At 41.7% G+C, this 26,134-nt stretch carries 24 protein-coding genes and 1 tRNA gene; 17 read left to right on the forward strand and 8 right to left on the reverse strand.

The window, feature by feature from the left end; translation table 11 throughout:
- The first annotated feature begins 251 nt into the window (after window positions 1-251).
- A complete protein-coding gene (locus tag ACE3G9_RS11635) occupies window positions 252-2,117 on the forward strand; it encodes an ABC transporter ATP-binding protein (protein ID WP_417881054.1) in 1,866 nt (621 codons plus the stop codon).
- 79 nt (window positions 2,118-2,196) lie between these two features.
- On the opposite strand, the gene ACE3G9_RS11640 is transcribed toward ACE3G9_RS11635, so the two are convergent.
- Window positions 2,197-2,273, reverse strand: a tRNA-Arg gene (locus ACE3G9_RS11640).
- A 201-nt stretch (window positions 2,274-2,474) separates the two neighbouring features.
- On the opposite strand from ACE3G9_RS11640, the gene ACE3G9_RS11645 reads away from it, so the two are divergent.
- The gene (locus ACE3G9_RS11645; protein ID WP_449219204.1) at window positions 2,475-2,609 is read left to right on the forward strand and encodes a hypothetical protein; all 135 of its coding nucleotides are present in this window, start codon (window positions 2,475-2,477) and stop codon (window positions 2,607-2,609) included.
- Window positions 2,610-2,855: 246 nt separating this feature from the next.
- Here ACE3G9_RS11645 and phrB read toward each other — a convergent pair whose 3' ends face one another.
- The 3 genes from phrB to ACE3G9_RS11660 are packed head-to-tail and all read right to left on the reverse strand — an operon-like array spanning window position 2,856 to window position 5,472.
- The gene (gene phrB, locus ACE3G9_RS11650; RefSeq protein WP_449219205.1) at window positions 2,856-4,238 is read right to left on the reverse strand and encodes a deoxyribodipyrimidine photo-lyase; all 1,383 of its coding nucleotides are present in this window, start codon (window positions 4,236-4,238) and stop codon (window positions 2,856-2,858) included.
- A 46-nt stretch (window positions 4,239-4,284) separates the two neighbouring features.
- Window positions 4,285-5,226, reverse strand: a complete 942-nt coding sequence (locus ACE3G9_RS11655; RefSeq protein WP_449219245.1) for a YbgA family protein — start codon at window positions 5,224-5,226, stop codon at window positions 4,285-4,287.
- A gap of 39 nt (window positions 5,227-5,265) precedes the next feature.
- On the reverse strand, window positions 5,266-5,472 hold the full coding sequence (locus ACE3G9_RS11660) for a hypothetical protein (RefSeq protein WP_449219206.1): 207 nt from the start codon (window positions 5,470-5,472) through the stop codon (window positions 5,266-5,268).
- Between the two features lie 300 nt (window positions 5,473-5,772).
- Between ACE3G9_RS11660 and ccmA the strand changes: the two genes are divergently transcribed.
- The 10 genes from ccmA to ACE3G9_RS11710 all read left to right on the forward strand — a co-directional run bounded on the left by ccmA (window position 5,773) and on the right by ACE3G9_RS11710 (window position 14,083).
- Window positions 5,773-6,393 (forward strand): cytochrome c biogenesis heme-transporting ATPase CcmA, encoded by a 621-nt coding sequence (gene ccmA, locus ACE3G9_RS11665; protein WP_449219207.1) that lies wholly within the window; start codon window positions 5,773-5,775, stop codon window positions 6,391-6,393.
- 3 nt (window positions 6,394-6,396) lie between these two features.
- Window positions 6,397-7,065 (forward strand): heme exporter protein CcmB, encoded by a 669-nt coding sequence (ccmB, locus tag ACE3G9_RS11670; protein WP_417881060.1) that lies wholly within the window; start codon window positions 6,397-6,399, stop codon window positions 7,063-7,065.
- Between the two features lie 132 nt (window positions 7,066-7,197).
- Entirely contained in the window at window positions 7,198-7,968 is a 771-nt protein-coding gene (locus tag ACE3G9_RS11675) for a heme ABC transporter permease (RefSeq protein WP_449219208.1), read from the forward strand.
- Window positions 7,969-8,175, forward strand: coding sequence for a heme exporter protein CcmD (gene ccmD / locus ACE3G9_RS11680; RefSeq protein ID WP_449219209.1), 207 nt, complete (start codon window positions 7,969-7,971; stop codon window positions 8,173-8,175).
- The gene (gene ccmE / locus ACE3G9_RS11685; RefSeq protein WP_417881063.1) at window positions 8,172-8,657 is read left to right on the forward strand and encodes a cytochrome c maturation protein CcmE; all 486 of its coding nucleotides are present in this window, start codon (window positions 8,172-8,174) and stop codon (window positions 8,655-8,657) included. Before ccmD ends, ccmE begins: the two co-directional genes overlap by 4 nt.
- A gap of 5 nt (window positions 8,658-8,662) precedes the next feature.
- A complete protein-coding gene (locus ACE3G9_RS11690) occupies window positions 8,663-10,639 on the forward strand; it encodes a heme lyase CcmF/NrfE family subunit (protein WP_417881064.1) in 1,977 nt (658 codons plus the stop codon).
- A gap of 2 nt (window positions 10,640-10,641) precedes the next feature.
- Window positions 10,642-11,226 carry a DsbE family thiol:disulfide interchange protein gene (locus ACE3G9_RS11695; RefSeq protein ID WP_449219210.1) on the forward strand — a complete coding sequence of 195 codons (585 nt, stop codon included), beginning with the start codon at window positions 10,642-10,644 and terminating at the stop codon, window positions 11,224-11,226.
- Entirely contained in the window at window positions 11,226-11,723 is a 498-nt protein-coding gene (locus tag ACE3G9_RS11700; protein WP_417881104.1) for a cytochrome c-type biogenesis protein, read from the forward strand. Before ACE3G9_RS11695 ends, ACE3G9_RS11700 begins: the two co-directional genes overlap by 1 nt.
- A complete protein-coding gene (gene ccmI, locus ACE3G9_RS11705; protein WP_449219211.1) occupies window positions 11,720-12,952 on the forward strand; it encodes a c-type cytochrome biogenesis protein CcmI in 1,233 nt (410 codons plus the stop codon). Before ACE3G9_RS11700 ends, ccmI begins: the two co-directional genes overlap by 4 nt.
- Window positions 12,953-13,336: 384 nt before the next feature.
- Window positions 13,337-14,083 carry an MlaA family lipoprotein gene (locus tag ACE3G9_RS11710; RefSeq protein WP_449219246.1) on the forward strand — a complete coding sequence of 249 codons (747 nt, stop codon included), beginning with the start codon at window positions 13,337-13,339 and terminating at the stop codon, window positions 14,081-14,083.
- A gap of 315 nt (window positions 14,084-14,398) precedes the next feature.
- Here the strand turns inward: ACE3G9_RS11710 and ACE3G9_RS11715 are convergent, their stop codons facing one another.
- Window positions 14,399-15,118: a DUF3379 family protein gene (locus tag ACE3G9_RS11715; RefSeq protein WP_417881067.1), complete on the reverse strand. Its 720-nt coding sequence runs from the start codon at window positions 15,116-15,118 to the stop codon at window positions 14,399-14,401.
- Entirely contained in the window at window positions 15,111-15,674 is a 564-nt protein-coding gene (locus ACE3G9_RS11720; protein ID WP_449219212.1) for a sigma-70 family RNA polymerase sigma factor, read from the reverse strand. Before ACE3G9_RS11720 ends, ACE3G9_RS11715 begins: the two co-directional genes overlap by 8 nt.
- Before the next feature lie 298 nt (window positions 15,675-15,972).
- On the opposite strand from ACE3G9_RS11720, the gene fadI reads away from it, so the two are divergent.
- Window positions 15,973-17,325: an acetyl-CoA C-acyltransferase FadI gene (gene fadI, locus ACE3G9_RS11725; protein ID WP_417881069.1), complete on the forward strand. Its 1,353-nt coding sequence runs from the start codon at window positions 15,973-15,975 to the stop codon at window positions 17,323-17,325.
- Window positions 17,325-19,469, forward strand: coding sequence for a fatty acid oxidation complex subunit alpha FadJ (gene fadJ / locus ACE3G9_RS11730; protein WP_449219213.1), 2,145 nt, complete (start codon window positions 17,325-17,327; stop codon window positions 19,467-19,469). The genes fadI and fadJ overlap by 1 nt, the downstream gene beginning before the upstream one ends.
- A gap of 109 nt (window positions 19,470-19,578) precedes the next feature.
- Here fadJ and ACE3G9_RS11735 read toward each other — a convergent pair whose 3' ends face one another.
- Window positions 19,579-22,374, reverse strand: coding sequence for an insulinase family protein (locus tag ACE3G9_RS11735; protein WP_449219214.1), 2,796 nt, complete (start codon window positions 22,372-22,374; stop codon window positions 19,579-19,581).
- A gap of 349 nt (window positions 22,375-22,723) precedes the next feature.
- On the opposite strand from ACE3G9_RS11735, the gene sixA reads away from it, so the two are divergent.
- Complete coding sequence (gene sixA / locus ACE3G9_RS11740) at window positions 22,724-23,188, forward strand: phosphohistidine phosphatase SixA (RefSeq protein ID WP_449219215.1); 465 nt, start codon at window positions 22,724-22,726, stop codon at window positions 23,186-23,188.
- 69 nt (window positions 23,189-23,257) lie between these two features.
- Here the strand turns inward: sixA and smrB are convergent, their stop codons facing one another.
- Window positions 23,258-23,788, reverse strand: a complete 531-nt coding sequence (gene smrB, locus ACE3G9_RS11745; protein ID WP_449219216.1) for an endonuclease SmrB — start codon at window positions 23,786-23,788, stop codon at window positions 23,258-23,260.
- 110 nt (window positions 23,789-23,898) lie between these two features.
- On the opposite strand from smrB, the gene prmB reads away from it, so the two are divergent.
- Window positions 23,899-24,831, forward strand: coding sequence for a 50S ribosomal protein L3 N(5)-glutamine methyltransferase (gene prmB / locus ACE3G9_RS11750; protein WP_449219217.1), 933 nt, complete (start codon window positions 23,899-23,901; stop codon window positions 24,829-24,831).
- Window positions 24,832-25,013: 182 nt separating this feature from the next.
- On the forward strand, window positions 25,014-26,099 hold the full coding sequence (aroC, locus tag ACE3G9_RS11755) for a chorismate synthase (RefSeq protein WP_449219218.1): 1,086 nt from the start codon (window positions 25,014-25,016) through the stop codon (window positions 26,097-26,099).
- Window positions 26,100-26,134: the final 35 nt, after the last annotated feature.

Here is a 26,134-nt window from a genome sequence, read left to right on the forward strand (position 1 = left end):
GTTTCATTAATTGATAATCATTATTGTTTAGAATTGTATTCATTTTTATAGGTTCTGCCTAGAGTTTATTTGCAAAATCATGAATAAAGGAAAGTAGATCATGACCGATATCAATAGGGGGTGGGAAATTAACCATTTTCCCTTTATGATAGCGGCACATTTCTACTGTGGCATTAGTCGGTAGCACATGTCTTTATTGAGTTTCACTCGATTTAATTTTTGAACGTCTCATTTCTGAATGGAACTACTTTATGTTCAAGTTTTTTGAAGGTTTAACGAAACCTTTTCCTAAAGATACAGTCAACACTCCGCCGAGTACCTTGTTTGCTTTTTGCATGCATTACAGCCGTGATTTTTTATTACCTATTCTATTTATGTCGATTTTGAGTGCGTGTATCGCCATTATTGAAGTCTCGTTGATGGGCTTCATGGGTTCGATTGTAGATATGCTTTCAACTCATACCCCAGAAACATTATGGGATGCAGAGGGCATGCGCATTATCGGTATGGGTTTGGTGATTGTTGTGGTGATTCCTGTAATTGGCTTCTTCCACTCGATGATCATGCACCAAACGTTACTAGGTAACTTCCCAATGTCGATTCGTTGGTTAGCGCACCGGTACCTACTCAATCAAAGTGTGACTTTCTACCAAGATGATTTTGCCGGGCGAATTGCCACTAAAGTGATGCAAACGTCGCTCGCTATCCGTGAAACAGTGATGAAGTTCGCCGATATGCTGGTTTATATCACTGTCTATTTTGTGTCGATGTTTGTATTAATGGCGCAGGCTGATTTATGGCTGATGGTTCCGGTATTTGTTTGGCTAGTGGCTTATGTTCTGACTCAGGTTTATTTTGTTCCAAAAATGAAGCGAATTGCCACTGAACAGGCTGATGCACGTTCATTAATGACTGGCCGTATCGTTGATAGTTATACCAATATTGCGACGGTGAAACTGTTCTCACACACTAACCGTGAAACGGACTATGCAGAAAAAGGCATGAAGTCATTTTTGAAAACAGTGTACGCGCAAATGCGTCTCGCAACCGTGTTCTTATTCAGTATTGACATGCTTAATTACATGCTGCTTTTCTCGGTAGCCGCTCTGTCTATTGGCTTATGGATGAACAGCATGATCACCGTTGGTGCCATTGCGGTGGCGATCAGCTTAGCTTTGCGTATTCAAGGTATGTCGAAATGGATTATGTGGGAAATCAGCGCCATTTTTGAAAATATCGGTACCGTAGTCGATGGCATGAATACGCTTTCTAAACCAGTAGTCACTCAAGATGTTGAAAATGCGCCAGCACTTAAAGTCGATAAAGGTCAAATTGAATTTGATAAGATCAGCTTCCACTATGGGGAATCAAACAAAGCTGTGATCACTGATTTGAACTTGAATATTAAGCCGGGTGAAAAGGTTGGTTTAGTCGGGCGTTCAGGTGCGGGTAAATCGACACTGGTTAACCTACTGCTGCGTTTTTATGATTTGGAAAGTGGCACGATCCGTATTGATGGCCAAGACATTTCTAAAGTTCAACAAGACTCGCTGCGCGGCAAGATTGGTATGATCACGCAAGATACCTCGTTATTGCACCGCACGATTCGTGAGAATATTCTATATGGTCGTCCTGATGCGACAGAAGAAGAACTTCTTGCGGCAACCAAGCAAGCTCATGCGCATGAGTTTATTGAAAGCTTAACCGATACTTTTGGCAACGTAGGCTACGATGCTCAAGTGGGTGAACGTGGGGTGAAATTGTCTGGTGGTCAACGTCAACGTATCGCGATTTCTCGCGTGTTGTTAAAAGATGCACCAATCTTAATTATGGATGAAGCCACATCAGCACTTGATTCAGAAGTCGAAGCCGCGATTCAAGAAAGCTTATATGAATTGATGGAAGGTAAAACCGTTATCGCGATTGCACACCGTTTATCCACCATTGCGGCAATGGATCGCTTAATCGTACTTGATCAAGGTGAAATTTTGGAGCAAGGCTCGCATCAAGAGCTATTGTCACAAGGCGGTATTTACGCACAACTTTGGGCACACCAAACTGGTGGGTTCTTAGGGAGCGATGAAGATGATTCAGTTGAGGATGAAACAGTATCGTAGCTGATTAATTGGGTATATATTAAATGAAAGGCTTGTTGCTTCGGTGGCAGGTCTTTTTTTGGTGGTTTTTCATGTCTTATGGCGTCCCCAGTAGGAGTCGAACCTACGGCCTTCCCCTTAGGAGGGGGACGCTCTATCCAGCTGAGCTATGGGGACCAAAAGACTAACCTTGAGAATAATACGGATTTTAACTAGATAATCCAATACTCATATAGTTTTCTACAGCTGAATGCTGCACAAGCGTTGTTTTTTTGTTCACAAGTTCAATTCTTGATGAATTTTAATTGCTTAATGTCTTCCTTAACTCTTTAATTAATTCGTGAAATTCATTTACAAAAAGCACTGACTGCGTTGTGCATGGTTGGCGATGATAAAATGAAAGCGGCAGCGAAACGTCATGTTGAGCTTTCATTAAAACGTAGTCAGATAGCGTTGTCCTTAGATGAAGATCTACAAGCCGTTAAAAGTGCCAGTATGCTTGGGCGAGATTAATCAGTTTAAGCATATCGCTCACGATTACCTTTCGCCCATTACCGTTTTTCAAAGTCGCAATGAAGGCTATCTAGGCCACTAATTTGGTATAGTGGATTTTGAAATTCGATTGACGAATCATAGATCTCTGCTAATAAATACAAATGGTCTTTATTAAGTGTTTGGTAGGTTTCTATAAAGTTGTAAATAATAAGGCTGGAAATCCGTTCCGAAGCCAGCATCATGTCTTGTCCCTTTATCGATCTTCTATTCTGCTTTATAGAAATTTAATGCTTGTTGTCTTGCGGTTGGATGGTCGACAATGGCTGGCCAATAAGTATCAATATTGTTTTGTTTTATATATTCGTGTGGAAAATGTAGGTGTTTCAAAGGTACATTTTCTAACTCTGGTAAATACTTACGGATGAAGCTGCCATCTGGATCATATTTTTCACTTTGAGTGATGGGGTTAAATATTCGAAAGTAGGGCTGAGCATCACAACCTGTGCCTGCCGCCCATTGCCAACCGCCGTTATTGGCACTGAGATCGCCATCAATTAAGTGTTGCATGAAAAATTTTTCACCTAGTCGCCAATCCACTAGGCAATGCTTGGTGAGAAAGCTCGCGACAATCATTCTTAAGCGATTATGCATCCAACCGGTTTGTACTAACTGCCTCATTGCGGCATCGACAATTGGATAACCAGTTTTGGCTTGTTGCCAGGCGGCTAATAATTGAGGCGAATTGGGCCAAGGCAAATGGTCATATTTGTCATTGAAATTATGATGCTTATTGAGCTTTGGAAAGTGGTGTAGTAAATGACGATAAAAATCACGCCACGCTAATTCGTTGAGCCAACTCCCGTGCGGCTGTGAAATCATTTCCAGAGTATTGGGGTAATGGTGAGAGAGTTCGGCAAACACGCGTTTTGCACTGATTGCACCAATGGCTAAATAGGGGGATAAACCGGAGGTTCCTTTTATCGCCGGGTAGTCTCGGTCTTGATGGTAGTCTTGGTATTTAATGGTTAGAAAATTCGGAAGCACTTGCTGCAATACGGTATTCGCCAAAGGCCACTTGGTAGAATCTTGCTTAGTAGCGTTAAACGTAATGGCAGGGTTGCTAACAGGTTTTAATGATGGCAAGGAAATTTGTAAAGGCGCGGCATGGGCTCTTTCTAATGAACTTGCCCACGCTTTTTTAAATGGCGTAAATACTTTGTACATTTCATTCCGACCATTGAGAACGGCTCCTTTAGATACAATGACGTCAGCTTCAAACAAAGTTAAGGGTAGGCCATCATCTAACAAGGCTTGGTCGCGCTGCTGCTCGTTAAATTCAACTTCTTGGGTGGCAAAAATGGTCTCGATGTTTTGCTGCTGACAATATGCGATGAGCGCTTGTGCTTGCTCGGCAAAATCGCTGGCTTCAATGTGTTTAAAATGAATGCCACGTTGGCCGAGTTGCTCAGACAGCAAGTTGACATGTCTTTCAATCAAATCAATTTTTATTGGTGCCATATCATGCGTTTGCCATTGTGAAGGCGTAGAAATAAACAAAGCGTGAAATGGCTGACCCGCGGCAATCGCGTGGTATAAGGCTGGGTTATCGTCGATTCTTAGATCATTGCGAAACCAAACAAGATTCATGGCTTACCTTTTGCTTATGAATTTTATATAGAGCAGAATAACAATTTTAGATGTAACGTAATTTCAGCTCTTGTGGATAGGGTGATAAATACACTTGAGCCGCTAAATATTGTTGGGGAAATTCTTTTAGATAGTGATTGATCAAAGTTAGCGGTACTAGTAGAGGAACTAACCCTGCTCGGAAGTCATTAATATGAGTGGATAGTTCACTTTTTTGCTGTTTGGTGAGCACTTTTTTGAAGTAGCCTTGCAGGTGTTGCAGCGTATTGGTGTGGCTTTTATGCGTTGCTACATGCTTTAAGCCAGACATTAACAACGAGATGTATTGTTGTGCCATCTCCTCTAGTTCGAGGTCGGCACGAGCAAGGAGACGGCCAGTTTCTTTATAGCTAATCAGGTGGTGGCTCATTAGTAAGTACTTACGTTCGCTATGAAACTCAATCAGTTTGTGTTTAGTCAGGCCAGAGGATAATAAATCTTGCCAATGTCGATAAGTGAACACTCGGATCATGAAATTCTCGCGTAGTGCGGGGTCCATTAAACGGCCATTTTCTTCACAAGGTAGGTTTGGGTTCTGCATCATGATTTGCTTGGCGAATAAGCCTATGCCAGAGGCGGTGCTGCCTTTACCGTCTTCTTGATAAACCTTAACTCTTTCCATACCACAGCTAGGGCTTTTTTGACAAAAGATAAAGCCGCTAAGGTGCTCGATTTGACTAGCAACGGTTTGACCGTATTCGGTTAAGTCTTGTGTGACATCACCATCGCCATCAGGACGACTGACATGTATGCCATCACTTAGTTGAACCTGACGAATAGTAGGGCGAGGGACCGGCAAGCCAATCGCCACTTCTGGGCAAAAGGTTTGGTAGTGAACAAAAGGGGCGAGTTGACTCATACAGAAATCAGAGCGTTTGTGTCCTTTATCAAAGCGCACTTGCTCTCCGGCGACACAGGCACTGATACCAATTGTCGGTTTTTCCTCCACTAGTAGCTTCATACTATGGCGACTCCTTGCTGCCTAAGACTAAGTGAATTTAATAAATTGCCCGATAGGGGCTAATAGCTTTGAGATCCCTTGGGTAAATTGTAGTGCATTATTGGATATGGTGAAACATAAACAACCCGTAGTAGTGGTGGGAGTATGCTCGTGTTGTCCGGTTAGCCAAATGAAGTGCCCTTTTTGGTATTTACCCATTTTATCTTTAAACTCACCGTTAATGTCCGTGCTCATTGTTATCTTCTTGCCGGTGTGCTTTTGAACACCTTTTTGACTCAAATCATTAAAATCTCAGTTGACAACCACTATACCTCTTTGGGGTTATGGGTATGCTATATCAGTCCGTTATTATCGAGAAGAGATTTATACTCGTAATGTAATTTGACGTTGAGTTTTTATTGACTGAATAAGCTGTATTTTTGTTATTTTTGTGATTATCTGAACATTCATTAAATGCTTTACATGTTAACTCTTCCGAGAGTGTTTTCCTGTGGTAACATGAGTGCCCCTTAATTTAATTATAGATGAAGATTTATGCTGGAAGTGCGTGATTTAACAGCGATTCGTGATGACAGAGAATTATTTGAGTCAGTGAGCTTTTCTGTTTCGGCTGGTGATCTCGTTCAAGTTGAGGGACGTAATGGTTCGGGCAAAACGACTATGTTGCGAATTATTACTGGATTAGGCGATAGTGAAGCTGGAAAAGTACTTTGGAAAGGCATTGAAACTTGTATAGACCGCGATGCTTTTCATCAAGATTTATTGTTTATCGGACATCAAACTGGCGTTAAAAAAGAACTGACCGCATTTGAAAACCTTTCCTTTTATCAGAAACTAAATGGCTCAATAGGCGTCACAGAAGATGATATTTGGATGGCGTTAGCTAAAGTTGGTTTGGCCGGTAAAGAAGATATTCCAGCCGGTAAGTTATCGGCGGGGCAGCAACGACGTGTCGCACTCGCGCGCTTATGGTTAAGTCGTCATTCCCTTTGGATTTTAGATGAGCCGCTGACGGCCATTGATAAGCAAGGCATAAAAGTGATTGAAGCTTTGTTTGTTGAACATACACAAAAGGGTGGAATGGTATTGTTTACGACTCACCAAGATATGTTTACCGAAATGGATCAACTTAAAACCATTCGGTTGGGAGAGTAAATAATGATCTCAAGTATGCTGGTCATTGTTCGCCGCGAGTTGTTAATTGCTTATCGTCGTCAAGCTGATGTATTTAACCCTTTATGGTTCTTTATCATTGTTATTACGCTGTTTCCTTTAAGTATTGGTCCTGAGCCGAATTTGTTAGCGCGTATTGCAGCTGGCATTATTTGGGTAGCTGCTTTGCTTTCGGCTCTGTTATCTTTAGAGCGCTTATTTCGAGATGACTTTAACGATGGGGCATTAGAGCAATTAATGCTGTTGCCAATTCCTTTACCACTGGTGGTGATCTCTAAAGTGATTGCTCATTGGTTGTTGACAGGCTTGCCGTTAATTTTAATTAGTCCATTACTCGCAATACTACTATCGCTAGATTTTCAGACTTGGTTGGCGGTGGTCATTACCTTACTACTTGGTACACCGACCTTGAGTTTTATTGGTGCGATTGGTGTTGGGTTAACGGTGGGGCTGCAAAAAGGTGGCGTACTGTTAAGCTTACTGGTTTTACCTTTGTATATTCCGGTACTTATTTTTGCTACTTCTGCGATTGAAGCTGCCACTAGTGGTTTTGGCTATTCAGGCCAACTCGCGATTCTAGGGGCGATGTTATTGGGGGCTGCAACCTTAACGCCATTTGCGATTAGCGCATCGTTACGTATCAGTGTGAATTAATAATAAATCAATTAATGATAAATAGAGCTTGTGGTGAACCATTTGTGATGAGCAAAGGCAAGCAAGTACGATTTAAGTTAAAAAATTATAAAGTAGAGCAAAAATAGCCTACAAAACAAAGTGAGAAGCAAAATGTGGAAATGGTTACATCCATACGCAAAAGCTGAAAAAACCTATCAGTTGTGCGGAACCTTACTGCCTTGGTTTTCTGTCTTGGCATTTGGACTATTGCTGGTGGGTACGATTTGGGGGCTTGCGTTTGCGCCTGCTGATTACCAACAAGGTGATAGCTTTCGTATTATTTATATCCATGTACCTGCTGCTATTTGGTCGATGGGAATTTATATGTCAATGGCTATCGCGGCATTTATTGGCTTAGTTTGGCAGCTTAAGTTGTCGAATATGGCCGCTTCTGCAATGGCTCCAATTGGCGCGGTTTATACCTTTATTGCTCTCATTACCGGTGCAGTCTGGGGGAAACCGATGTGGGGTGCTTGGTGGGTATGGGATGCTCGCTTAACCTCTGAATTGATTCTATTATTTCTCTATCTAGGTGTGATTGCGCTTTATCACGCCTTTGATGATCAAAAGACAGCAGCAAAGGCCGCCGGTATTTTGGCGGTTGTGGGTGTCGTCAATATTCCTATCATTCACTATTCAGTAGAGTGGTGGAATACCCTACATCAAGGTGCCACCATTACTAAAATTGGTAAGCCTTCGATTGCTCCAGGCATGCTATGGCCGTTATTGTGTAATATTTTTGGTTTTGCCTTCTTCTTTGGTGCGGTCACTATGATTCGTTTCCGTACTGAAATTATTCGCCGTGAAAGTCACCGTCCTTGGGTTTTGCAATTAGTAAAACAAAATGCAGCCAAAGGCTCAAAATTAACGGAGGTGAAATAAATGTATTTTGACTCATTGAGTGATTTCTTAAATATGGGGGGGTATGCCGCTTATGTTTGGGCTTCTTTTGGGATCACATTTTTTAGTATGTTTATTGTGTGCTGGAAAAGTGCTTCAGATGGCAAAGCTTTATTGAAAGAAATCCAACAAAAAATTGACCGTGAAGAACGTCGTCAAGCGGCAAAAAAGATGGAAAACACATTATGACACCTAGACGCAAAAAAAGACTCGCAATCATTTTGGCTATTCTAATCGGTGTAGCAGGAACGGTTGGTTTAACCATGTATGCGCTTAATCAGAATATGAACTTATTTTATACACCGACAGAGCTGGTCAACGGTAAGCCCGATGGTACCATGCCACACATTGGTGAGCGTTTGCGTATCGGTGGTATGGTGGTTGAAGGTTCAGTTAAACGTGACCCTGATTCTTTAAAAGTGAGTTTTGATCTTAAAGACCTTGGCCCTACGGTGACGGTAACTTACGAAGGTATCTTGCCTGATTTATTCCGTGAAGGTCAGGGCATCGTTGCTCAAGGAACATTGGTTGATGCAACAACCATTGAAGCATTTGAAGTGTTAGCTAAGCATGATGAAAACTACATGCCTTCAGAAATCGAAGATGCAATGAAGAAAGGCCATAATGCTGATTATGACTACGAAACCCACACCATGAAAAATCAGGAATAAGTGCAATGATTGCTGAACTTGGACATTTTGCCTTAATTCTTGCATTAGGGTTTTCTATTTTACTAAGTGCATTGCCTATGTATGGTGCGAGTGTTAATAACCGCACTTTAATGGGCATGGCGCGTCCTCTGTCTTGGGGAATGTTTCTAACGCTAGCGTTTTCATTCGGGACGCTACTTTGGGCGTTTTATAGTAACGACTTTACCTTGCAGTATGTGGCGAGTAACTCGAACAGTTTGCTGCCTTGGTACTATCGCTTAACTGCTGTATGGGGCGCGCACGAAGGCTCTCTGCTTCTTTGGGTACTTATTCAAGCTATTTGGACTGTTGCGGTGGCAACCTTTAGTCGCGGAATGCCACAAGAGTCGGTATCTCGCGTATTAGCGGTAATGGGGATGATTTCGATTGGCTTCTTGCTATTTATCATTCTGACCTCAAATCCATTTTTACGCACCTTGCCTTACTTCCCAATTGATGGCCGTGACTTAAACCCTCTACTACAAGATCCGGGCTTAATTATTCACCCACCAATGCTGTATATGGGTTATGTAGGTTTTTCAGTCGCGTTCTCATTTGCTATTGCATCATTAATGACAGGTCGTCTAGATACGGCTTGGGCTCGTTGGTCTCGTCCTTGGACAACGGCAGCATGGGTATTTTTGACTGTTGGTATCGCTCTAGGTTCATGGTGGGCATATTATGAATTAGGCTGGGGCGGCTGGTGGTTCTGGGATCCCGTTGAAAACGCATCTTTCATGCCTTGGCTAGCGGGTACCGCACTGATGCACTCATTGGCTGTAACCGAAAAACGCGGCACCTTTAAAGCTTGGACAGTATTGCTAGCGATCAGCGCATTCTCATTAAGTTTACTGGGTACCTTCTTAGTTCGTTCGGGGATTTTGGTATCGGTGCATTCATTCGCATCGGATCCAGCTCGCGGCATGTTTATTCTGGCTTTCCTTGCACTAGTGATTGGTGGTTCGCTGCTACTGTTTGCTCTCAAAGGAGCGTCAGTTCGTGTACGTGGTAACTACTCACTTATCTCACGTGAGAACGCCTTGTTATCTAATAATATTTTGTTAATAGCGGCATTGGTCGTGGTTCTGATTGGTACTTTATTACCGCTTGTTCATAAGCAAATTGGTATGGGGTCTGTATCGATTGGTGCACCATTCTTTAATACCTTGTTCACTTGGTTAATCGTGCCATTTACCTTGATTCTCGGTATTGGCCCAATGGTTCGTTGGAAGCGTGATAACTTGGCGGAAGTGAAAGTACCGATGCTAGTGTCACTGGTGGTTTCAGTCGTTGGCGCAACGGTGATTGCTTTAATTTCGTCTAAACAATTTATGCCGCTTGCAACACTAGGTTGGTTCATGGCGATTTGGATTTTTACGATGCATGGCTTTGAGTTATATCAACGTGCGACACACCGTCATACTTTCTTTAAAGGTCTAACCAAATTACAGCGTAGCCATTGGGCGATGATGTTAGGTCATATTGGCTTGGCGGTAACCATCATTGGTATTGCGATGGTGCAAAACTACAGCATTGAACGTGATGTTCGTTTAGCACCGGGTGATAAGTTTGATATTCATGGTTATCAGTTTGACTTTGCTGGTGTACGTGACCATGACGGCCCGAACTATGAAGGCTTTATTGCTGATTTCATCATTAGTGAAGATGGTAACTATGTAAACGAACTGCATGCTGAAAAACGTTTCTACCATACGGCCCGTTCTATGATGACCGAAGCGGCAATTGACCGCGGTTTCACTCGTGACTTGTATGTTGCAATGGGGGAGCGTTTAGAAGGTACCGATGCATGGGCGGTTCGTATCTACTATAAACCGTTTATTCGCTGGATTTGGTTTGGTGCGATTTTAATGTCGATTGGTGGTGCATTAGCGATCAGTGATAAACGTTATCGCTTTCGTAAAAAAACCGAAAAATCAACGAAATCAGCTGAGAAGGAGGCGTAATCATGAACCGTAAAATCTTGTTTGCACCTTTAGCGTTATTTGCCATCTTGGTTGTGGTATTTGCTACGCAACTTACTCGTAATGCTGATGGTGATGATCCCACTAAACTAGAATCAGTATTGGTAGGTAAGCCAGTACCTGAATTTAAGCTAGAAGATTTATTTCAAGAAAATAAAACTTATGATCAACGTTTATTTCAAGGCCAGCCTTTATTACTTAATGTGTGGGCAACTTGGTGCCCAACGTGTTATGCGGAACATCAGTTCTTGAATAAGCTTTCAGAGCAAGGCGTAAAAATCGTTGGTTTGAATTACAAAGATGACCGTGAGAAAGCTAAGAAATGGTTAAGAGATCTCGGTAACCCATATCAGGTCGTGCTATTTGATGGTAGTGGCATGTTTGGCTTAGATCTTGGGGTCTACGGCGCACCAGAAACGTTCTTGATTGATGCCAATGGTCATATTCAGTACCGCCATGTGGGGGATGTGAATGTTGAAAACTGGAACGAAACTTTATTGCCTTTGTATAACAAGCTAGAAGGTCAAAAAACAGCATTGCCGCGAATTCCTATGGAGCGTGCCCAATGATGAAAAAATCTTCACTATTAATGCTGCTATGCATGTTATTTGCAGTGCCCGCGATGTCTGCGATTGAAGTGTTCGACTTTGATACACCAGAGCAAGAAGCGCAATTTCAAGAGTTGAGCCATACGCTGCGTTGTCCGAAGTGTCAAAATAACTCAATTTCAGATTCCAATGCTGAATTGGCAAAAGACTTACGTTTGAAAGTGTATCAAATGACCAAAGACGGTAAGTCGAAGCAAGAAATCGTTGATTACATGGTGGCTCGCTACGGTAATTTCGTAACCTACAATCCACCATTAACACCATCAACAGCAGTCTTGTGGCTTGCACCGTTAGGCATAGTGATCTTTGGGTTCGGCTTTATTGTGATACGTAGCCGCCGAAAATCAGCCGCTGCTCAAGTGAAAAATTCAACATCATTGGATAAAGAACAAGAGCAACGTTTAAAAGAGCTTTTAGAAGAATCTGATTCAAACGACAAGAAGGGCAGTGATTCATGATAGCATTTTGGATTGGTACAATAATCTTACTCGCCATCTCTTGTGTGTTTGTTTTATATCCACTACTAAAGCCAAAAGAGGTGGATGAAGCGGCACAACGTGATGATTTAAACAAAGCGTTTTTCCGTGACCGTTTAGCCGAATTAGAGTCTGAAGATCAGGCAGGTATCGTCGGTAATAAAGATGATCTCGTTTTAGATTTAAAACAGTCTTTATTGGATGATATTCCGGTTGCCGAGCAACAAAAGAAAGATTCTGCCGCGGTTAAGTGGATGGCAGTACCGTTAGTGATCTTTATGGCGGTAGCTTCTTATGGAGGGTATGCCTTATATGGTGCGCATAGTAAGGTTGTTCATTGGAAGCAAGTTGAAAATAACTTACCTGTTTTATCGCAAAAGTTGATGAATCCTCAAGGTGTTGAATTAACTGAACAAGATATGACAGATTTAACTTTAGCACTACGTTCTCGTCTGCAATATAATGCAAACGATGCAACGGGGTGGGTATTACTTGGTCGTATTGGTTTAGCGAATCGTGATATTGAAACCGCGATTGGTGCGTTGACTAAAGCCGATGACCTGATGCCGAATAATCAAGATGTGCAATTAAGCCTAGCTCAAGCATTAATGTTCTCATCGGATCAAGCAGATTTACAAAAAGCTGATTCGATTTTAGCGCAATTGATGAAACAGCCTGACGTCGATTTGCGCGTCTACTCTTTGTTGGCATTTAGTGCTTATGAAAGTGGTGATTACGCCAAAGCTGTCGATTACTGGGAACAGCTTCAAGTTAAGATTGGTAAAGATGATGCTCGTTACGACATGCTTTCTCGCAGTATTAAAACGGCTCAGCGTGAGTTAGATGCGATTAATCATCCAGAACAAAAAACTTACCAAGGTACACCGGTTAAAGTCACGGTTTCGTTATCACCAGAAGTGAAGCTACCAGAATCTGGTGTGTTGATTGTTTCTGTTCATACTGCTAATGGTGCGCCAATGCCGATCGCAGCTGCACGTTACCCGCTCTCTCAATTCCCTGTGACAGTGGTTTTAGATGATAACAACAGCATGATTGAAAGCCGTAAGCTATCGAGCTTGTCTGACATCATGGTGAAAGCACGTATTGATAGTGATGGTAATGTCGCTACTCGTGAAGGTGATTGGCATGGCGAAAGCTTGCCAATTCATCTTGGTGATGACGCGGTAATTACAATTGATAAGAAATATTGATAATTAATATTCAGATACAATACAATTAACGTTATTGCATATTTTCTTTAATTATAGAAAGGCAATGTATTGAATTACGTTGCCTTTTTTATTTTATTGGTATTTGAAGTTATAGTTTTGTCGATCGTGCACCTATAACTCTAATTTTCTCAGGGATAAGTTATACTAATCATACTAATTATCTGATCATTCTTGCTTGTTAAAAGACTCGATAACTGCATTAAAATTTTTGCCTTGTTCTCAAGCCTTTTTCCTACGCAATTTCTGGCTATCTAATTAGTGTGATTGGTATTAATCAATTTTTAAGTTGACATAGGATGTAGTGGCTTGGGTGATATAAAAACCAATTATTCATTTTCGCTTATCTTACTCTCATCAACGTTGATGTTAGGGTGTAGTTCTACACCTGAAGAACAAGCTTCCACAACTCAAAGCAGTACGGCTCCTTCCTCGGAAAAAATGACTACAGATCATGACGATGGTGACTTCTTTGAAGGTTTCAATCGTTTGATGTGGGATTTTAATTTTAAAGTACTCGACCCTTATGTTGTTCGACCGCTTTCTATTGCCTACATGGAATGGACGCCGTGGCCCATACATACAGGGCTGAATAACTTTCTAAATAATCTTGATGAGCCAGCCAATGCAGTGAATAACTTGCTGATGGGCAATGGTGACCAAGCGGTGGAGAATTTTAGTCGTTTTTGGATTAACAGCACGATTGGCTTACTTGGTTTAATTGATGTGGCATCAATGGCTAATATATCCAGCACGAGTCGAGAGTTTGGTGATGTAATAGGGCATTATGGAGTTGGCAATGGAACCTACTTGATGCTGCCAGCTTACGGGCCTGTTACCGTACGTGACGCTGCCGATACCATCGATGGATTGTACATCCCGTTAAACTGGCTAACCTTCTGGCAAAAAGCTGGTAAGTGGGCATTTCAGGGGCTAGAGTCGCGCTATGAATTGATAAGCCAAGAAGAGCTGTTACGTAATTCACCGGATTCTTATCAGTTAAGTAAAAGTATCTATATACAACATCAAGATTTTAAAGCTGAAATTACCAAACAGCCAGAAACTGCTTTAGACGACGATCTTTTGGAAGAATATCTAGGGCAAGATTACTAACTATCTTGAGACGAATTCAAATGAGCAACTAAACAAAAAAGCCTTAATACATATTTGCAGTAAGATTTCATTTTTTGAGTTTTAATTCGAACTAGAATGGTTTGTTATATTGAATACAAGGGGTAATAGCATCAGTATAGGTTACGGCATGAATACTTGTAATCTCTTAATGAAGATCCATGTTGATGCTTAATAGGTAAGCAAAACTAATGATTGAGTCTTTAGTTGACGAATTATTGTTCAATAATAGTAACTACTCATCTGCTTTATGAGACAGTAGTTACTATATTATTGATGGTGACTTTTTATTGAATTTTATTGGTCAAAGTGAAACATTGGCGCGATCTTTTGCGATAAAGCAGCAATATCCTCACCTTTTTCACCAACTAGTATTAAGCTGCCTTTGGTAAGCGGTATGATCTCACCTTGCATATGATCTTGCGTAAACTGACTGGTTTTCTTAGCTTCAATGTTGGAAACAAAGGCAGTAACACGGCCTTTTTTTCCTTGAAACACCATATGTAGAGCATGATGATCTTGGCTAAAACCACAATGGTTCAAATAATAGATATGATATGGGAAATCACCATTAAGTTGGTAAGAATACATATTGAGCTTTGATTGTATTTCTTGTTTAGTGCTTCCTTCATTCATCTTGGCAATAAATGGTTCTTCATTCAGAATATGGTTGATTGCCATTTTATCGAGTTGGGCATAAGCGGGTTTCACTAACAAGTTACCCCAATTGACCTGGCCAATTAATAAACCGAAAGTAAAGATAATTGAAGCCGCTAAAGCCCAAACCTTTCTGGTTAAATGCAATGTAGGTTGGATTGGTGCATTTTGGAAAATAATTTTATCTGCCAAATCGTCAGGCACTTCGACTTTGAATGCTTGCTCAATTTTCTTATCCAGTTCTTGTAGGCTTTCGGCATATTTTTTATTTTGCGGATTAGTACCAAGTTCAGCCAAAATATCATCACTCTTATCATTCGGATCAGAGAGTAAACGACGTCTAAATTCTAAATCATCCATGGTTGGCCCCCTGAAATGGTGAAGTTGCATCAAGTTGCTCTTTGATTTGATTACGAGCACGGAATAAACGAGTCATCACGGTGTTCTTATTGAGGTCAAGGATTTGGCTAATTTCATCACCGGTGAATCCTCCAATCACTTGCAAGAATAATGGCTCTCGATATTCAACATCTAAATTCATGATCTGCTTTTGTAACCATTTTTGCTGATGATGCTCACTATCATCGGTTTTACCACTATTACCTGGTTCATCAATATCAACCAAATTGAATTGTTTACGTTCAAATCGTCGGGCATTTTCACGCCGTAAAATAGTGATTAACCATGGCTTTGCCGCTTTCTCATCTTTTAGGCTGTCGATGGCTTTCCAAGCACGAAGACAAGTTTCTTGCACCAAATCTTCGGCAATATGTTGATCTTTACATAACCAATATGCATAACGATATAAATCGCGATGGTATGCCCTCACTAGGGACTCATAACGTTTTTGTTTATTCATATCTTTATTGACCGTGCTATGGTCGGTTTTCTTTCCAAATATTTTAGAAATGGCCATCTAAATCCTTAAAATTGCCTCTAATATAATTAGTGTGTTTGTTTTTACTGTAGAAAGGAAGAGGGAAAGATGAAAATTGCTAACTATTTGTAGTGCTTGTGGTCAAGTGATGTTGTTTTACTGTTAATTCTGCATTTGATTGTTTATGTCACAAGTTTTTATTTGTACTTTAGTAAACTGGTCTCTTTAGTTGGATGTTTAAAAAGCTTTGTATACAATAAGAGGTCTGACCACATGATTTTTCTTTACGGTTAAGCAATTCATTTCGTAAAGACATGGACATTAAAAAGGAAAGAATATGACTCATCAGGAAGTAAAAACTCGCAATGGTGACCGAATCGCTATTGTTTCCGGTCTTCGAACCCCATTTGCTCGTCAAGGCACTGCTTTCAAAGAAGTCCCCGCGGTAGATCTTGGTAAAATGGTGGTGAGTGAATTACTTGCTCGTACTCAAATTGACCCTAAACTGGTCGATCAAGTGGTATTTGGTCAAGTCGTTCAAATGCCGGCTGCGCCAAATATCGCTCGAGAAATTGTGCTTGGCACTGGCATGAACGTCTCAACGGATGCTTACAGTGTTACGCGTGCTTGTGCGACTAGTTTTCAATCTGCAATTAATGTCGCGGAAAGTATTATGGCAGGCAATATTGAAATTGGGATTGCTGGTGGAGCAGATTCGTCTTCCGTTCTTCCGATTGGTGTGTCTAAATCACTTGCTCAAGGATTATTAGAAATCAGCAAAGCCAAAACACTACCTCAGAAATTATCGATTTTACGTAAATTATCTTTCAAAGATCTCATGCCAGTTCCACCTGCCGTTGCCGAGTATTCGACTGGATTATCCATGGGACAAACGGCCGAGCAAATGGCTAAGTCTTACCAAATTGCCCGAGAAGATCAAGACGCGTTAGCGCACCGTTCTCATACTCTAGCTACGCAAGCGTGGGAAGATGGTTTCATTCAAGATGAAGTAATGACGGCTTATCCTGAACCTTATAAAGAGTGGATTCATCAGGATAACAATATTCGGAAAAATTCACAGGTTGAGCAATATGCCAAACTTCGCCCAGCCTTTGACCGTAATTTTGGTAGTGTGACCGCCGCAACCAGTACACCGTTAACCGATGGTGCTGCGGCAGTATTGATGATGAGCGAAAGTAAAGCGAAAGAACTCGGCTTAGAAGTGCTTGGTTATATTCGGTCTTATGCTTTCTCAGCGATTCAAGTAGAAGAAGACATGTTAATGGGGCCATCTTATGCCACCCCAATTGCGCTTGATAGAGCGGGGATCGAGCTCGATGATCTTGACTTGATCGAGATGCATGAAGCCTTCGCAGCTCAAACCCTTGCCAATGTGAAAATGTTTGCTTCAGAAACCTTCGCCAAAGAAAAGCTTGGTCGAGATAAAGCAATCGGCGTGATTGATATGGAGAAGTTTAATGTGCTAGGCGGTTCATTAGCTTATGGTCACCCATTTGCTGCGACTGGCGCTCGCTTAATGACTCAAACCTTACGTGAGTTAAAACGTCGTGGCGGAGGGCTTGCATTAACTACCGCATGTGCGGCCGGCGGATTAGGGGCAGCTGTCATTCTAGAAGTTGATAAATTAGAAGTAGATAAAGATGAAGCACAAATGGAAGGAGCGGAATAATGACAATGGATAATCAACTTTCAGCAGAGCATGCTTCGACCAATAATGCGTTTACCTTAACCGTGGATGATAACCAAGTCGCTTGGCTTTCGGTGGATGTACCGAATGAAAAAATGAATACGTTGCAGGCAGAATTTGCTGAACAAATGCAGGCGATTTTTGATCAATTAGAGCAAAAGAAATCAGATATTAAGGGCATGATTATTCACTCCTTAAAACCGGATAACTTTATTGCTGGTGCCGATGTTCGCATGTTGGATGCTTGTCAATCTGCGCAAGAAGCAGAAAGCTTAGCCACTCAAGGCCAAGAGATGTTTAATCGTCTTTCATCACTACCTTTTACCGTTGTGGCGGCGATTCATGGTCCTTGTTTAGGGGGCGGTTTAGAGTTAGCACTTGCTTGTGACTACCGTGTTTGTAGTGATAGTGATGCAACGCGTTTAGGTTTACCTGAAGTTCAATTAGGTTTGTTACCGGGATCGGGCGGTACTCAACGTTTACCTCGTCTTGTGGGTTTGCTTGATAGCCTAGATATGATTTTAACTGGCAAGCAACTGCGTGCGAAGAAAGCATTAAAATTAGGCTTAGTGGACGCTTGTGTACCGCAATCTATCTTGTTGCAAGCTGCTCAACAGTTTATTAGTAAATCAAAGCGTAAAGCTAAGAAAGATATCAAAGAATCATTAATGGCCAATACGGGGTTTGGTCGTAAAGTGATTTTTGAACAAGCCGCGAAAAAAGCCAATCAAAAGAGCCGTGGCAACTACCCGGCGATTAAGGCTATTTTACAAGTGATTCAATATGGTCTTGAGAAAGGCATTAAAGAAGGACTCGCTAAAGAAGCTCAAGAGTTTGGTCAGTTGGTCATGACTTCTGAATCTCGTGCTTTACGTTCGATTTTCTTTGCTACTACTGAAATGAAAAAAGACTTTGGTAGTTCTGCACAACCTAAAAATATTCAAGGTGTTGGCGTTCTTGGCGGTGGCTTGATGGGCGCAGGCATTGGTTATGTTTCGGCTACTAAAGCAAATGTGCCAGTACGCTTTAAAGATGTATCGAATGATAGCGTATTACATGCTATGAACTACAGCTATAATCTGTTAACCAAGTTGCTTAAACGTCGCGTCATTAGCAAAACCCAGCTACAAAAGAAGATGCAGTCAATTTCTGGTGGTACGGACTTTACCGGTTTTAGCCAAAAAGATATGGTTATTGAGGCGGTGTTTGAAGATTTATCACTAAAACAAAGCATGGTGCGTGATATTGAAGCACAGGCTAAAAAAGGTGTTATCTTTGCTACCAATACCTCATCATTACCCATTAGTAACATTGCTCAGGGTGCGGTAAAACCTGAGAATGTGATTGGTCTGCATTACTTTAGTCCAGTAGATAAAATGCCATTAGTAGAAGTGATCCCCCATCAAGGTACCTCTGAGGAAGTGATTGCCACCACAGTGAAATTTGCTCGTAAGCAAGGTAAAACGCCGATAGTGGTTAAAGATAAAGCGGGTTTCTATGTGAACCGTATTTTGGCACCTTATATGAATGAAGCGGCAAAAATTCTTCTGTCTGGTGAGCCGATTGAACATATTGACGAGTCATTACTCAACTTTGGTTTCCCGGTTGGGCCAACTGCGCTGCTAGATGAAGTTGGCGTTGATATTGGGGCTAAAATCACGCCAATTCTCGTTGAAGAACTAGGCGAGCGTTTTAAAGCGCCAGATGTGTTTGATACCTTGCTAAAAGATGGCCGTAAAGGGCGTAAGAGCGGCAAAGGTTTCTACACTTATAAAGGTAAGAAGAAAGAAGTCGATAAATCGGTTTATCGCTTACTCAACCTGACGCCTGAGTCGATTCTTAATGAAGAAGTGGTCGCGATGCGCTGTGTGCTTCTAATGATCAATGAAGCGGTTCGAGCATTAGATGATGGCATTATTGCTAGCCCGAGAGATGGGGATATTGGTGCCATTTTTGGTATTGGTTTCCCACCATTCTTAGGTGGCCCGTTCCGTTATATTGATCAAATCGGTGCAGTGAAATTAGTCGATATCATGAACGAGTATGCTGAGAAATACGGCAGTCGTTTTGCTCCGTGTGATGGATTGTTAACTCGCGCTGGAACTGGAGATAAGTTCTACCCATAAGCCTATATTTGAACGGTGATAATAAACAAAAAGCTTTGCATGTTGAGTGCAAAGCTTTTTTACTATTTCGTGGCTCGTGGCTCGTGGCTCGTGGCTCGTGGCTCGTGGCTTAACCTAGATCGACATCTTTTGGTCGCAATTGAAACTCATCGATAGAACCAATTTCTAAGCCCGCCTCTAAATCGGGTGCATCAGCATGTTCGGTGCCTTTTGAATGCATGATTAAGCGGTTGGCGGTTCTTGGTTTTAAAGTATTGACGACAAAGCGGATCATTTCACTTCGGTCTAATTTCAAGATTTCTTCAACTACCGTTTCTCGGTTATTAAATTCATAATCTTTGTTACCTATCGCTACCCATAAACGTTGGCCTCGTGCACGTAGATTACTGTCTGGCGACATGATTTGATTGAGTAAACCTTGTTTACTGTTTTGCCATTGTTGTTCGTTTAACTCTAATAACACCATATAAAAAGCATTTAAGAATTCATCGACTGAGGTGACTAACTCACTCGGTGCAGCATTGGGTGACTGTACATACAGAGCCAAACCGGGATGACGATTGAGTGGCATATTACCTGTGCCCACCATATAACCGAGCTGTTGCTTAGTGCGAATTTCATGGAAGAATCCGGCAGACATTAAATGGTTGGCGAGCGTATAAAGCGCAACATTTTCAGGCGAGATTTCTGGTGATTGGTAATACACCACCAAAGCTGAATCTGCTTGATCACAATGAATTTCTCGTTGGAAGGTTCCGCTATCACCTAACATCACTAATGGTCGCAGAGACTCCTCGTATTGTTGATCTTTCATATGCAAGGCTGACTTCAAGCTGGTGGCCAAATTTGTTGCCGCTTGCCTTGTCCAATCGCCATAGACAAACATTTCAATATGCAACTCAGCCAACATCGCACTGACAAAAGAAGGCAGTTCATCGACTTCAATTGATTCCAATGCTTCAATCAGTACTGGATAGGGTGGATTGTTTGGTTGCAAAATGCCGGTCATCGCATTAAATAGCTGAGAAACAGGGCGATCTTTCGCGGTATTTTTCCAGTTACGCAGCATTTGTCGTTTAATCGAATCAAAACGTGATTGGCTAAATTCGCGTGAGGCAAAGCGCTCAATAATCACATCCAGTAATTGATCTTGCTTTTGTGTAAAGCCAGACAGCATCAATGTCACGCCGCCTTGGTGGGCATAGAGATTGTAACCCATACCCGCAATTTCAGCTTGGTAGGTTTCTTTCGCCAGCGAGTCGAGGAACATCTCAACACACAAGCGAGTTTTGACTATGGTTCGTGCTGTTGAAACCGCATGTGGACTATCAATGGCGATAAAAGCTAGCCCTTTTGGTACGCGAAATTCTGGCTCTTGTAGATGCCATAAACGAAAGCCTGGTTTATCTTCAATAAGCTCTGGTAGGGCTGATTCACTTTCTAGTGGTGCAGGGTCAAGCTCATAACAAATGTAGGGATTGGGCTCAGGAAGTTTAAGCTCACCGGTGATCTCAGGTTGTGTCCAAGCATTAAGCTCATGTTGAGCAATCGAGCGAATCGAATAAGGCGTGTTGTACCATTTCGCTTGGCGGTCGTATTGCAAACCCTTTGCGATCAACATAACGCGCATATTGTACGGGGTAAAATGACGTAATAGTTGGCGTAGATGATCTTCATCGTAATGGCTCATCATGTAGTCGCCATAGATCACATCATCAGGTTGGTAGTTTTGTAAATTGATGACCAGGTGACTGGCAATATCAATAGGGCGCGATGCTTCTTGGAAACGGAAGGCCGATTCTAGTACCGCTTGTTTTTCACTATAGCGCCATTCAGCAAGTCCTTGTTGGCGAATTAACTCAATAAATTCAAAGAGACGTTGAATAATATATTCAATTTCAGTTAACCCTTGTTTGGTGAGGCTACAACTGATCGAAAACTCTCGAAAATTACTGCCACTAATACCACCACCGGCAGTTAGCGAGGTAATCAGTTCTGTAGTTTTAAGGTGTTGAAGTAGGCTACCTTCGCTTTCATCTCCAAGTAGATGGGCAAAGTACGATAAAGGCTTAGATTGGTAGAACTTGTCCATACTTGGAAAGTTAAACGTCATCATTAATTTACGAGAGTCTTTTTCTGGCTCGACACAAACAAACTTAGCCGCATCCTGCTCACGAACCAGTGGGATATTTATGTTTTTGCCTGCGCGTTGGTTGTTAATGATAGGAGCAAAGTAGTTGTGAGCCGCTTCTTCTAATTGATCGAGAGAATGAGGGCCAACTAAAGTGACGGTCATTAGGTCTGCCGAGTATTGCTGGCGGTAAAAGTCGATAATTTCATCACGAATGGAGGTCGTTGGTTCACCGTTCTCATCAAATAAATCACTCAGTGTTTCGACATTACCGACCGAAAACTTAGCGAATGGATGTTCAGGGTTTACCACTTCTTTATGCACTTGGTATAAGCGTCTCATGTCGTCTTTAAGTTTTAAGCGAAACTCGGATTCGACGGCTTGACGTTCTTTTTCTAAGGCTTCTTGATTGAAAAGAGGGGCGATAAAAAACTGACTGAAGCGATCGAGTGCTTCTGGGTAGGCTTCGGGAACCACATCAAAAAAGAAACAAGTGTGTTCAGTGCCTGTCCATGCGTTATTTTTGCCACCGTTTTGATTGATAAAGGATTGAAACTCACCAATGGCGGGGTACTTTTCTGTCCCTAGAAACAGCATGTGTTCTAAATAATGGGCTAAACCTTCACGATGGTAAGGATCATCGAAGTGGCCAACATTAACGGCGAGAGCAGTTGCGGATTTTTGCGAATGCTCATCATGGACGAGCAAGACGCGCAATTGGTTGTTGAGTGTAATATGACGATATTGTTTTTGATCGTTTGGACTGATGTGCACGATACACTCCTTGAGATGAGCCGTTTAGAGCACTAATAACGATGAGCCGCTAGAAGACTTAGTGCGTGAAACTGCAACTTTGATAGATGATTTTGAGTATAGAAAATTTAATAACGCTATTAAGCTCTTAATTCTAATATCAAGTATGACGCCTAGCCGTTTGGCTGCAAACGATTTATGCGAGTTATTAAGATGAAATCAAATAATAGTCTCGATTATTGTGGTCAAGTGACCATTTCTACAATTTTTTCGTCTTAACATTACGATTTTAGATAACATCTACTTTGGAGTTGTTATACTAAAGTCTACCTAGTTCGATCAATATTTAAGCTGTTATGTAGGATTGAGTATGCAAATTTTTATTATGCGCCACGGTGATGCGGAAACTTTTGCGGCATCGGATGCTGAGCGTCCATTGAGTTCAATGGGGCGAGATGGCTCTTATCAAATGGCGCAGTATTGCAAGGAGCAGGGTCATGATGAATTTGATCTGGTGTTAGTTAGCCCATATTTACGCGCTCAACAAACATGGCAAACCATTGAACCTTTATTGAAAGTTGAAAAGGTAGAAGATTGTGCGGATATTACGCCGTATGGGGATTCTGAATCCGTTGTAGAGTATGTGTGTGCTTTAGCGGAAACGCAATTCTTGCAAAATATCTTGTTGGTTTCTCACTTACCTCTAGTCGGGTATTTAACTGCAGATTTTGTCACTGATATTCCACCCCCAATGTTCCCTACTTCGGGTATGGCTTGTATTGATTTTGATGTCGATACACGTAAAGGGAAGTTATTATGGCAAGCTCAGCCATAGTTGTAGTGAATGAATAGTTGTTGTAGTGAATTTACAACTTTAATCAAGGAGTCCAACGCGTCTCCTTTGTTATTTCTCCGGAATACTGAGTAATACTAATAACGCCCCATTGCCGCCAAACTCTAATGGTGCTTGATGATAAGCCATTACATCAGGATGTTGCGCCAACCATAGTGGGACTTTTTGTTTTAAGATGTGCTTGCCAATACCATGCATTACACTGGCACAGTCAATTCCTTCTTTCACACAGTGGGCGATCATCGCACCAAGCTCACGTTTGGCTTCCATTTGCGTCATGCCGTGTAAATCTAAAAACACATCAGGCATATACACACCACGGCGTAAGCGTTTCAACTCATATTTTGACACATCATCACGAGCGTAACGAGTGGGGCCATCTTCATTTAATAGCGGTACGAACTCGTCAGAAAAATAAAACTCATTATCTTTTGCTTCACGGAATGTTCGGCGAATTTCTTTTTGTTGTAAGTTATTTTTCGGTTGTTGGATTATGGTATCCTGTGACAACTTTTTTACGCCCTTCATTTCTTGTTGAAATAGCGCAAAATCGTCATCAATGTTGGTGTCTTTTTCGCTCATGACAGATCCTTTACAATAAGGGCGCTATTGTAACTTAGCTAAGATGTGAACGTCTAAAATATTTAGAATCGCAATCAAGCAACTTGGTTAAAATCCATGCGGAGGCACTCTTGGATAAAATTTTTATAGATGAAGCGGTATCAGAACTACATACCCTTCAAGACATGATTCGTTGGACAGTGAGCCGATTCAATGCGGCAGGACTGTTTTATGGTCATGGCACAGATAACTCTTGGGATGAGGCTGTGCAATTAATTCTTCCAACGTTATATTTGCCAATTGATGTTCCGCCGCATGTCCTGAACTCTCGTTTAATTACCAGCGAGCGTATGCGTATTGTTGAGCGTGTTATTCAGCGTATTAATGAACGCACACCAACCGCATACTTAACCAACAAAGCATGGTTTTGTGGTCTTGAGTTTTATGTGGATGAGCGCGTACTTGTGCCACGTTCGCCAATCGGTGAGCTTATTCAGCAGCAGTTCCAACCTTGGTTAACAGAAGAGCCAACGCGCATTATGGATCTGTGTACAGGTAGTGGTTGTATTGCGATTGCTTGTGCTTATGCTTTTGAAGATGCGGAAGTGGATGCGGTTGATATTTCACTTGATGCGTTAGAAGTGGCCGAGCAAAATATTCACGACCATGGCTTAGAGCAGCAAGTGTACCCACTGCGTTCGGATCTCTTTAATGATATTCCGCAAGACAAATACAACATCATCGTGACCAATCCGCCGTATGTTGACCAAGAAGATATGGACAGCCTACCGGAAGAATTTAAGCATGAGCCTGAATTAGGCTTAGCAGCAGGTAGCGATGGTTTGAAACTGATGCGCCGTATTTTAGCCGATGCCCCAGACTACCTAACCGACAATGGTATTTTAATTTGTGAAGTGGGTAATTCAATGGTGCATGTGATTGAGCAATATCCACAAGTTCCGTTTACTTGGTTAGAGTTTGAAAATGGCGGTCATGGAGTATTTCTATTAACTCGTGAGCAGCTAGTTGAACATGCTAGTGAGTTTTCGATTTATAAAAAGTAGGCTTGATTAGCGATAAATGAACGTTGTAATGCCAACCTTTTTTTCTGGGGTTGGCATTTTTATTGGGTGATTTCTGGAGAATGTGACGATTATTTTTAAAAATAGGGTTTACAAGTTTAAGGCTTGACGACACTATCTAAAGATATAGCAAATAAATGCAAAAGATTGATTAAGAGGAATTCATGGCAGGGAATAGTATTGGTCAGCACTTTCGAGTGACTACATTTGGTGAAAGCCACGGTAAAGCCTTAGGTTGTATTGTTGACGGTTGTCCTCCGGGATTACAAATTTCAGAAGAAGATTTACAAAAAGATCTCGATCGTCGTCGCCCAGGCACTTCACGTTATACCACTGCTCGTCGCGAACCTGATGAAGTGGAAATCCTTTCAGGCGTGTTTGAAGGACAAACCACCGGAACTTCTATCGGCTTGATGATTAAAAACACCGATCAGCGTTCTAAAGATTATTCTGAAATTATGGATAAATTTCGTCCCGGTCACGCTGACTATACCTACCATCAAAAATATGGCGTACGTGATTATCGTGGCGGCGGTCGTTCTTCTGCTCGTGAAACGGCGATGCGTGTTGCGGCAGGCGGTATTGCTAAAAAATATTTAAAGCAAGAGTTTGGTATTGAAGTTCGTGCTTATTTATTACAAATGGGTGATGTGACGATCGATAAAGTCGATTGGGATGAAATTGAAAATAACCCATTCTTCTGCCCAGATGTTGATAAAGTTGATGCGCTTGATGAATTAATCCGTGACTTGAAAAAGCAGGGTGATTCTATTGGGGCGAAACTTTCTGTCGTCGCAACCAATGTACCAGTAGGCCTAGGCGAGCCGATTTTTGACCGTTTAGATGCCGATATTGCACATGCTTTAATGGGTATTAATGCGGTTAAAGGCGTTGAGATTGGCGATGGCTTTGCAGTTGCCAACCAAAAAGGCAGTCAACACCGTGATGAAATGACGCCACAAGGTTTTAAATCGAACCATGCTGGTGGCATATTAGGTGGTATTTCTTCTGGGCAAGATATCGTTGCGAACATTGCATTGAAGCCAACCTCAAGCATTACCGTACCGGGTGAAACCATTAATCGTCAAGGTGAATCGACTTCATTGATTACTAAAGGTCGTCACGACCCATGTGTTGGTATTCGTGCCGTCCCTATTGCTGAAGCTATGCTAGCGATTGTGTTGATGGATCATCTTTTAAGACATCGTGGTCAAAATCACGGAGTGGCCACAGAGACTCCGATTATTTAATCGGGCTAATTTTCTAAACTAATCCCTAGCGCCTC

The sequence above is a fragment of the Vibrio sp. E150_018 genome (genome assembly GCF_053544035.1).

Excerpts from the sequence above, each read along its gene's own strand:
- ccmI (WP_449219211.1), top strand. The coding sequence starts at position 11,720 with ATGATAGCATTTTGGATTGGTACAATAATCTTACTCGCCATCTCTTGT.
- ccmD (WP_449219209.1), top strand. The coding sequence starts at position 7,969 with ATGTATTTTGACTCATTGAGTGATTTCTTAAATATGGGGGGGTATGCC.
- ACE3G9_RS11700 (WP_417881104.1), top strand. The coding sequence starts at position 11,226 with ATGAAAAAATCTTCACTATTAATGCTGCTATGCATGTTATTTGCAGTG.
- ccmB (WP_417881060.1), top strand. The coding sequence starts at position 6,397 with ATGATCTCAAGTATGCTGGTCATTGTTCGCCGCGAGTTGTTAATTGCT.
- ACE3G9_RS11645 (WP_449219204.1), top strand. The coding sequence starts at position 2,475 with ATGGTTGGCGATGATAAAATGAAAGCGGCAGCGAAACGTCATGTTGAG.
- ACE3G9_RS11710 (WP_449219246.1), top strand. The coding sequence starts at position 13,337 with ATGTTAGGGTGTAGTTCTACACCTGAAGAACAAGCTTCCACAACTCAA.
- fadI (WP_417881069.1), top strand. The coding sequence starts at position 15,973 with ATGACTCATCAGGAAGTAAAAACTCGCAATGGTGACCGAATCGCTATT.
- ACE3G9_RS11635 (WP_417881054.1), top strand. The coding sequence starts at position 252 with ATGTTCAAGTTTTTTGAAGGTTTAACGAAACCTTTTCCTAAAGATACA.
- aroC (WP_449219218.1), top strand. The coding sequence starts at position 25,014 with ATGGCAGGGAATAGTATTGGTCAGCACTTTCGAGTGACTACATTTGGT.
- ACE3G9_RS11660 (WP_449219206.1), bottom strand. The coding sequence starts at position 5,472 with ATGAGCACGGACATTAACGGTGAGTTTAAAGATAAAATGGGTAAATAC.
- ACE3G9_RS11715 (WP_417881067.1), bottom strand. The coding sequence starts at position 15,118 with ATGGATGATTTAGAATTTAGACGTCGTTTACTCTCTGATCCGAATGAT.
- ACE3G9_RS11675 (WP_449219208.1), top strand. The coding sequence starts at position 7,198 with ATGTGGAAATGGTTACATCCATACGCAAAAGCTGAAAAAACCTATCAG.
- ccmE (WP_417881063.1), top strand. The coding sequence starts at position 8,172 with ATGACACCTAGACGCAAAAAAAGACTCGCAATCATTTTGGCTATTCTA.
- sixA (WP_449219215.1), top strand. The coding sequence starts at position 22,724 with ATGCAAATTTTTATTATGCGCCACGGTGATGCGGAAACTTTTGCGGCA.
- smrB (WP_449219216.1), bottom strand. The coding sequence starts at position 23,788 with ATGAGCGAAAAAGACACCAACATTGATGACGATTTTGCGCTATTTCAA.
- ACE3G9_RS11720 (WP_449219212.1), bottom strand. The coding sequence starts at position 15,674 with ATGGCCATTTCTAAAATATTTGGAAAGAAAACCGACCATAGCACGGTC.
- ACE3G9_RS11690 (WP_417881064.1), top strand. The coding sequence starts at position 8,663 with ATGATTGCTGAACTTGGACATTTTGCCTTAATTCTTGCATTAGGGTTT.
- ccmA (WP_449219207.1), top strand. The coding sequence starts at position 5,773 with ATGCTGGAAGTGCGTGATTTAACAGCGATTCGTGATGACAGAGAATTA.
- fadJ (WP_449219213.1), top strand. The coding sequence starts at position 17,325 with ATGACAATGGATAATCAACTTTCAGCAGAGCATGCTTCGACCAATAAT.
- ACE3G9_RS11695 (WP_449219210.1), top strand. The coding sequence starts at position 10,642 with ATGAACCGTAAAATCTTGTTTGCACCTTTAGCGTTATTTGCCATCTTG.
- phrB (WP_449219205.1), bottom strand. The coding sequence starts at position 4,238 with ATGAATCTTGTTTGGTTTCGCAATGATCTAAGAATCGACGATAACCCA.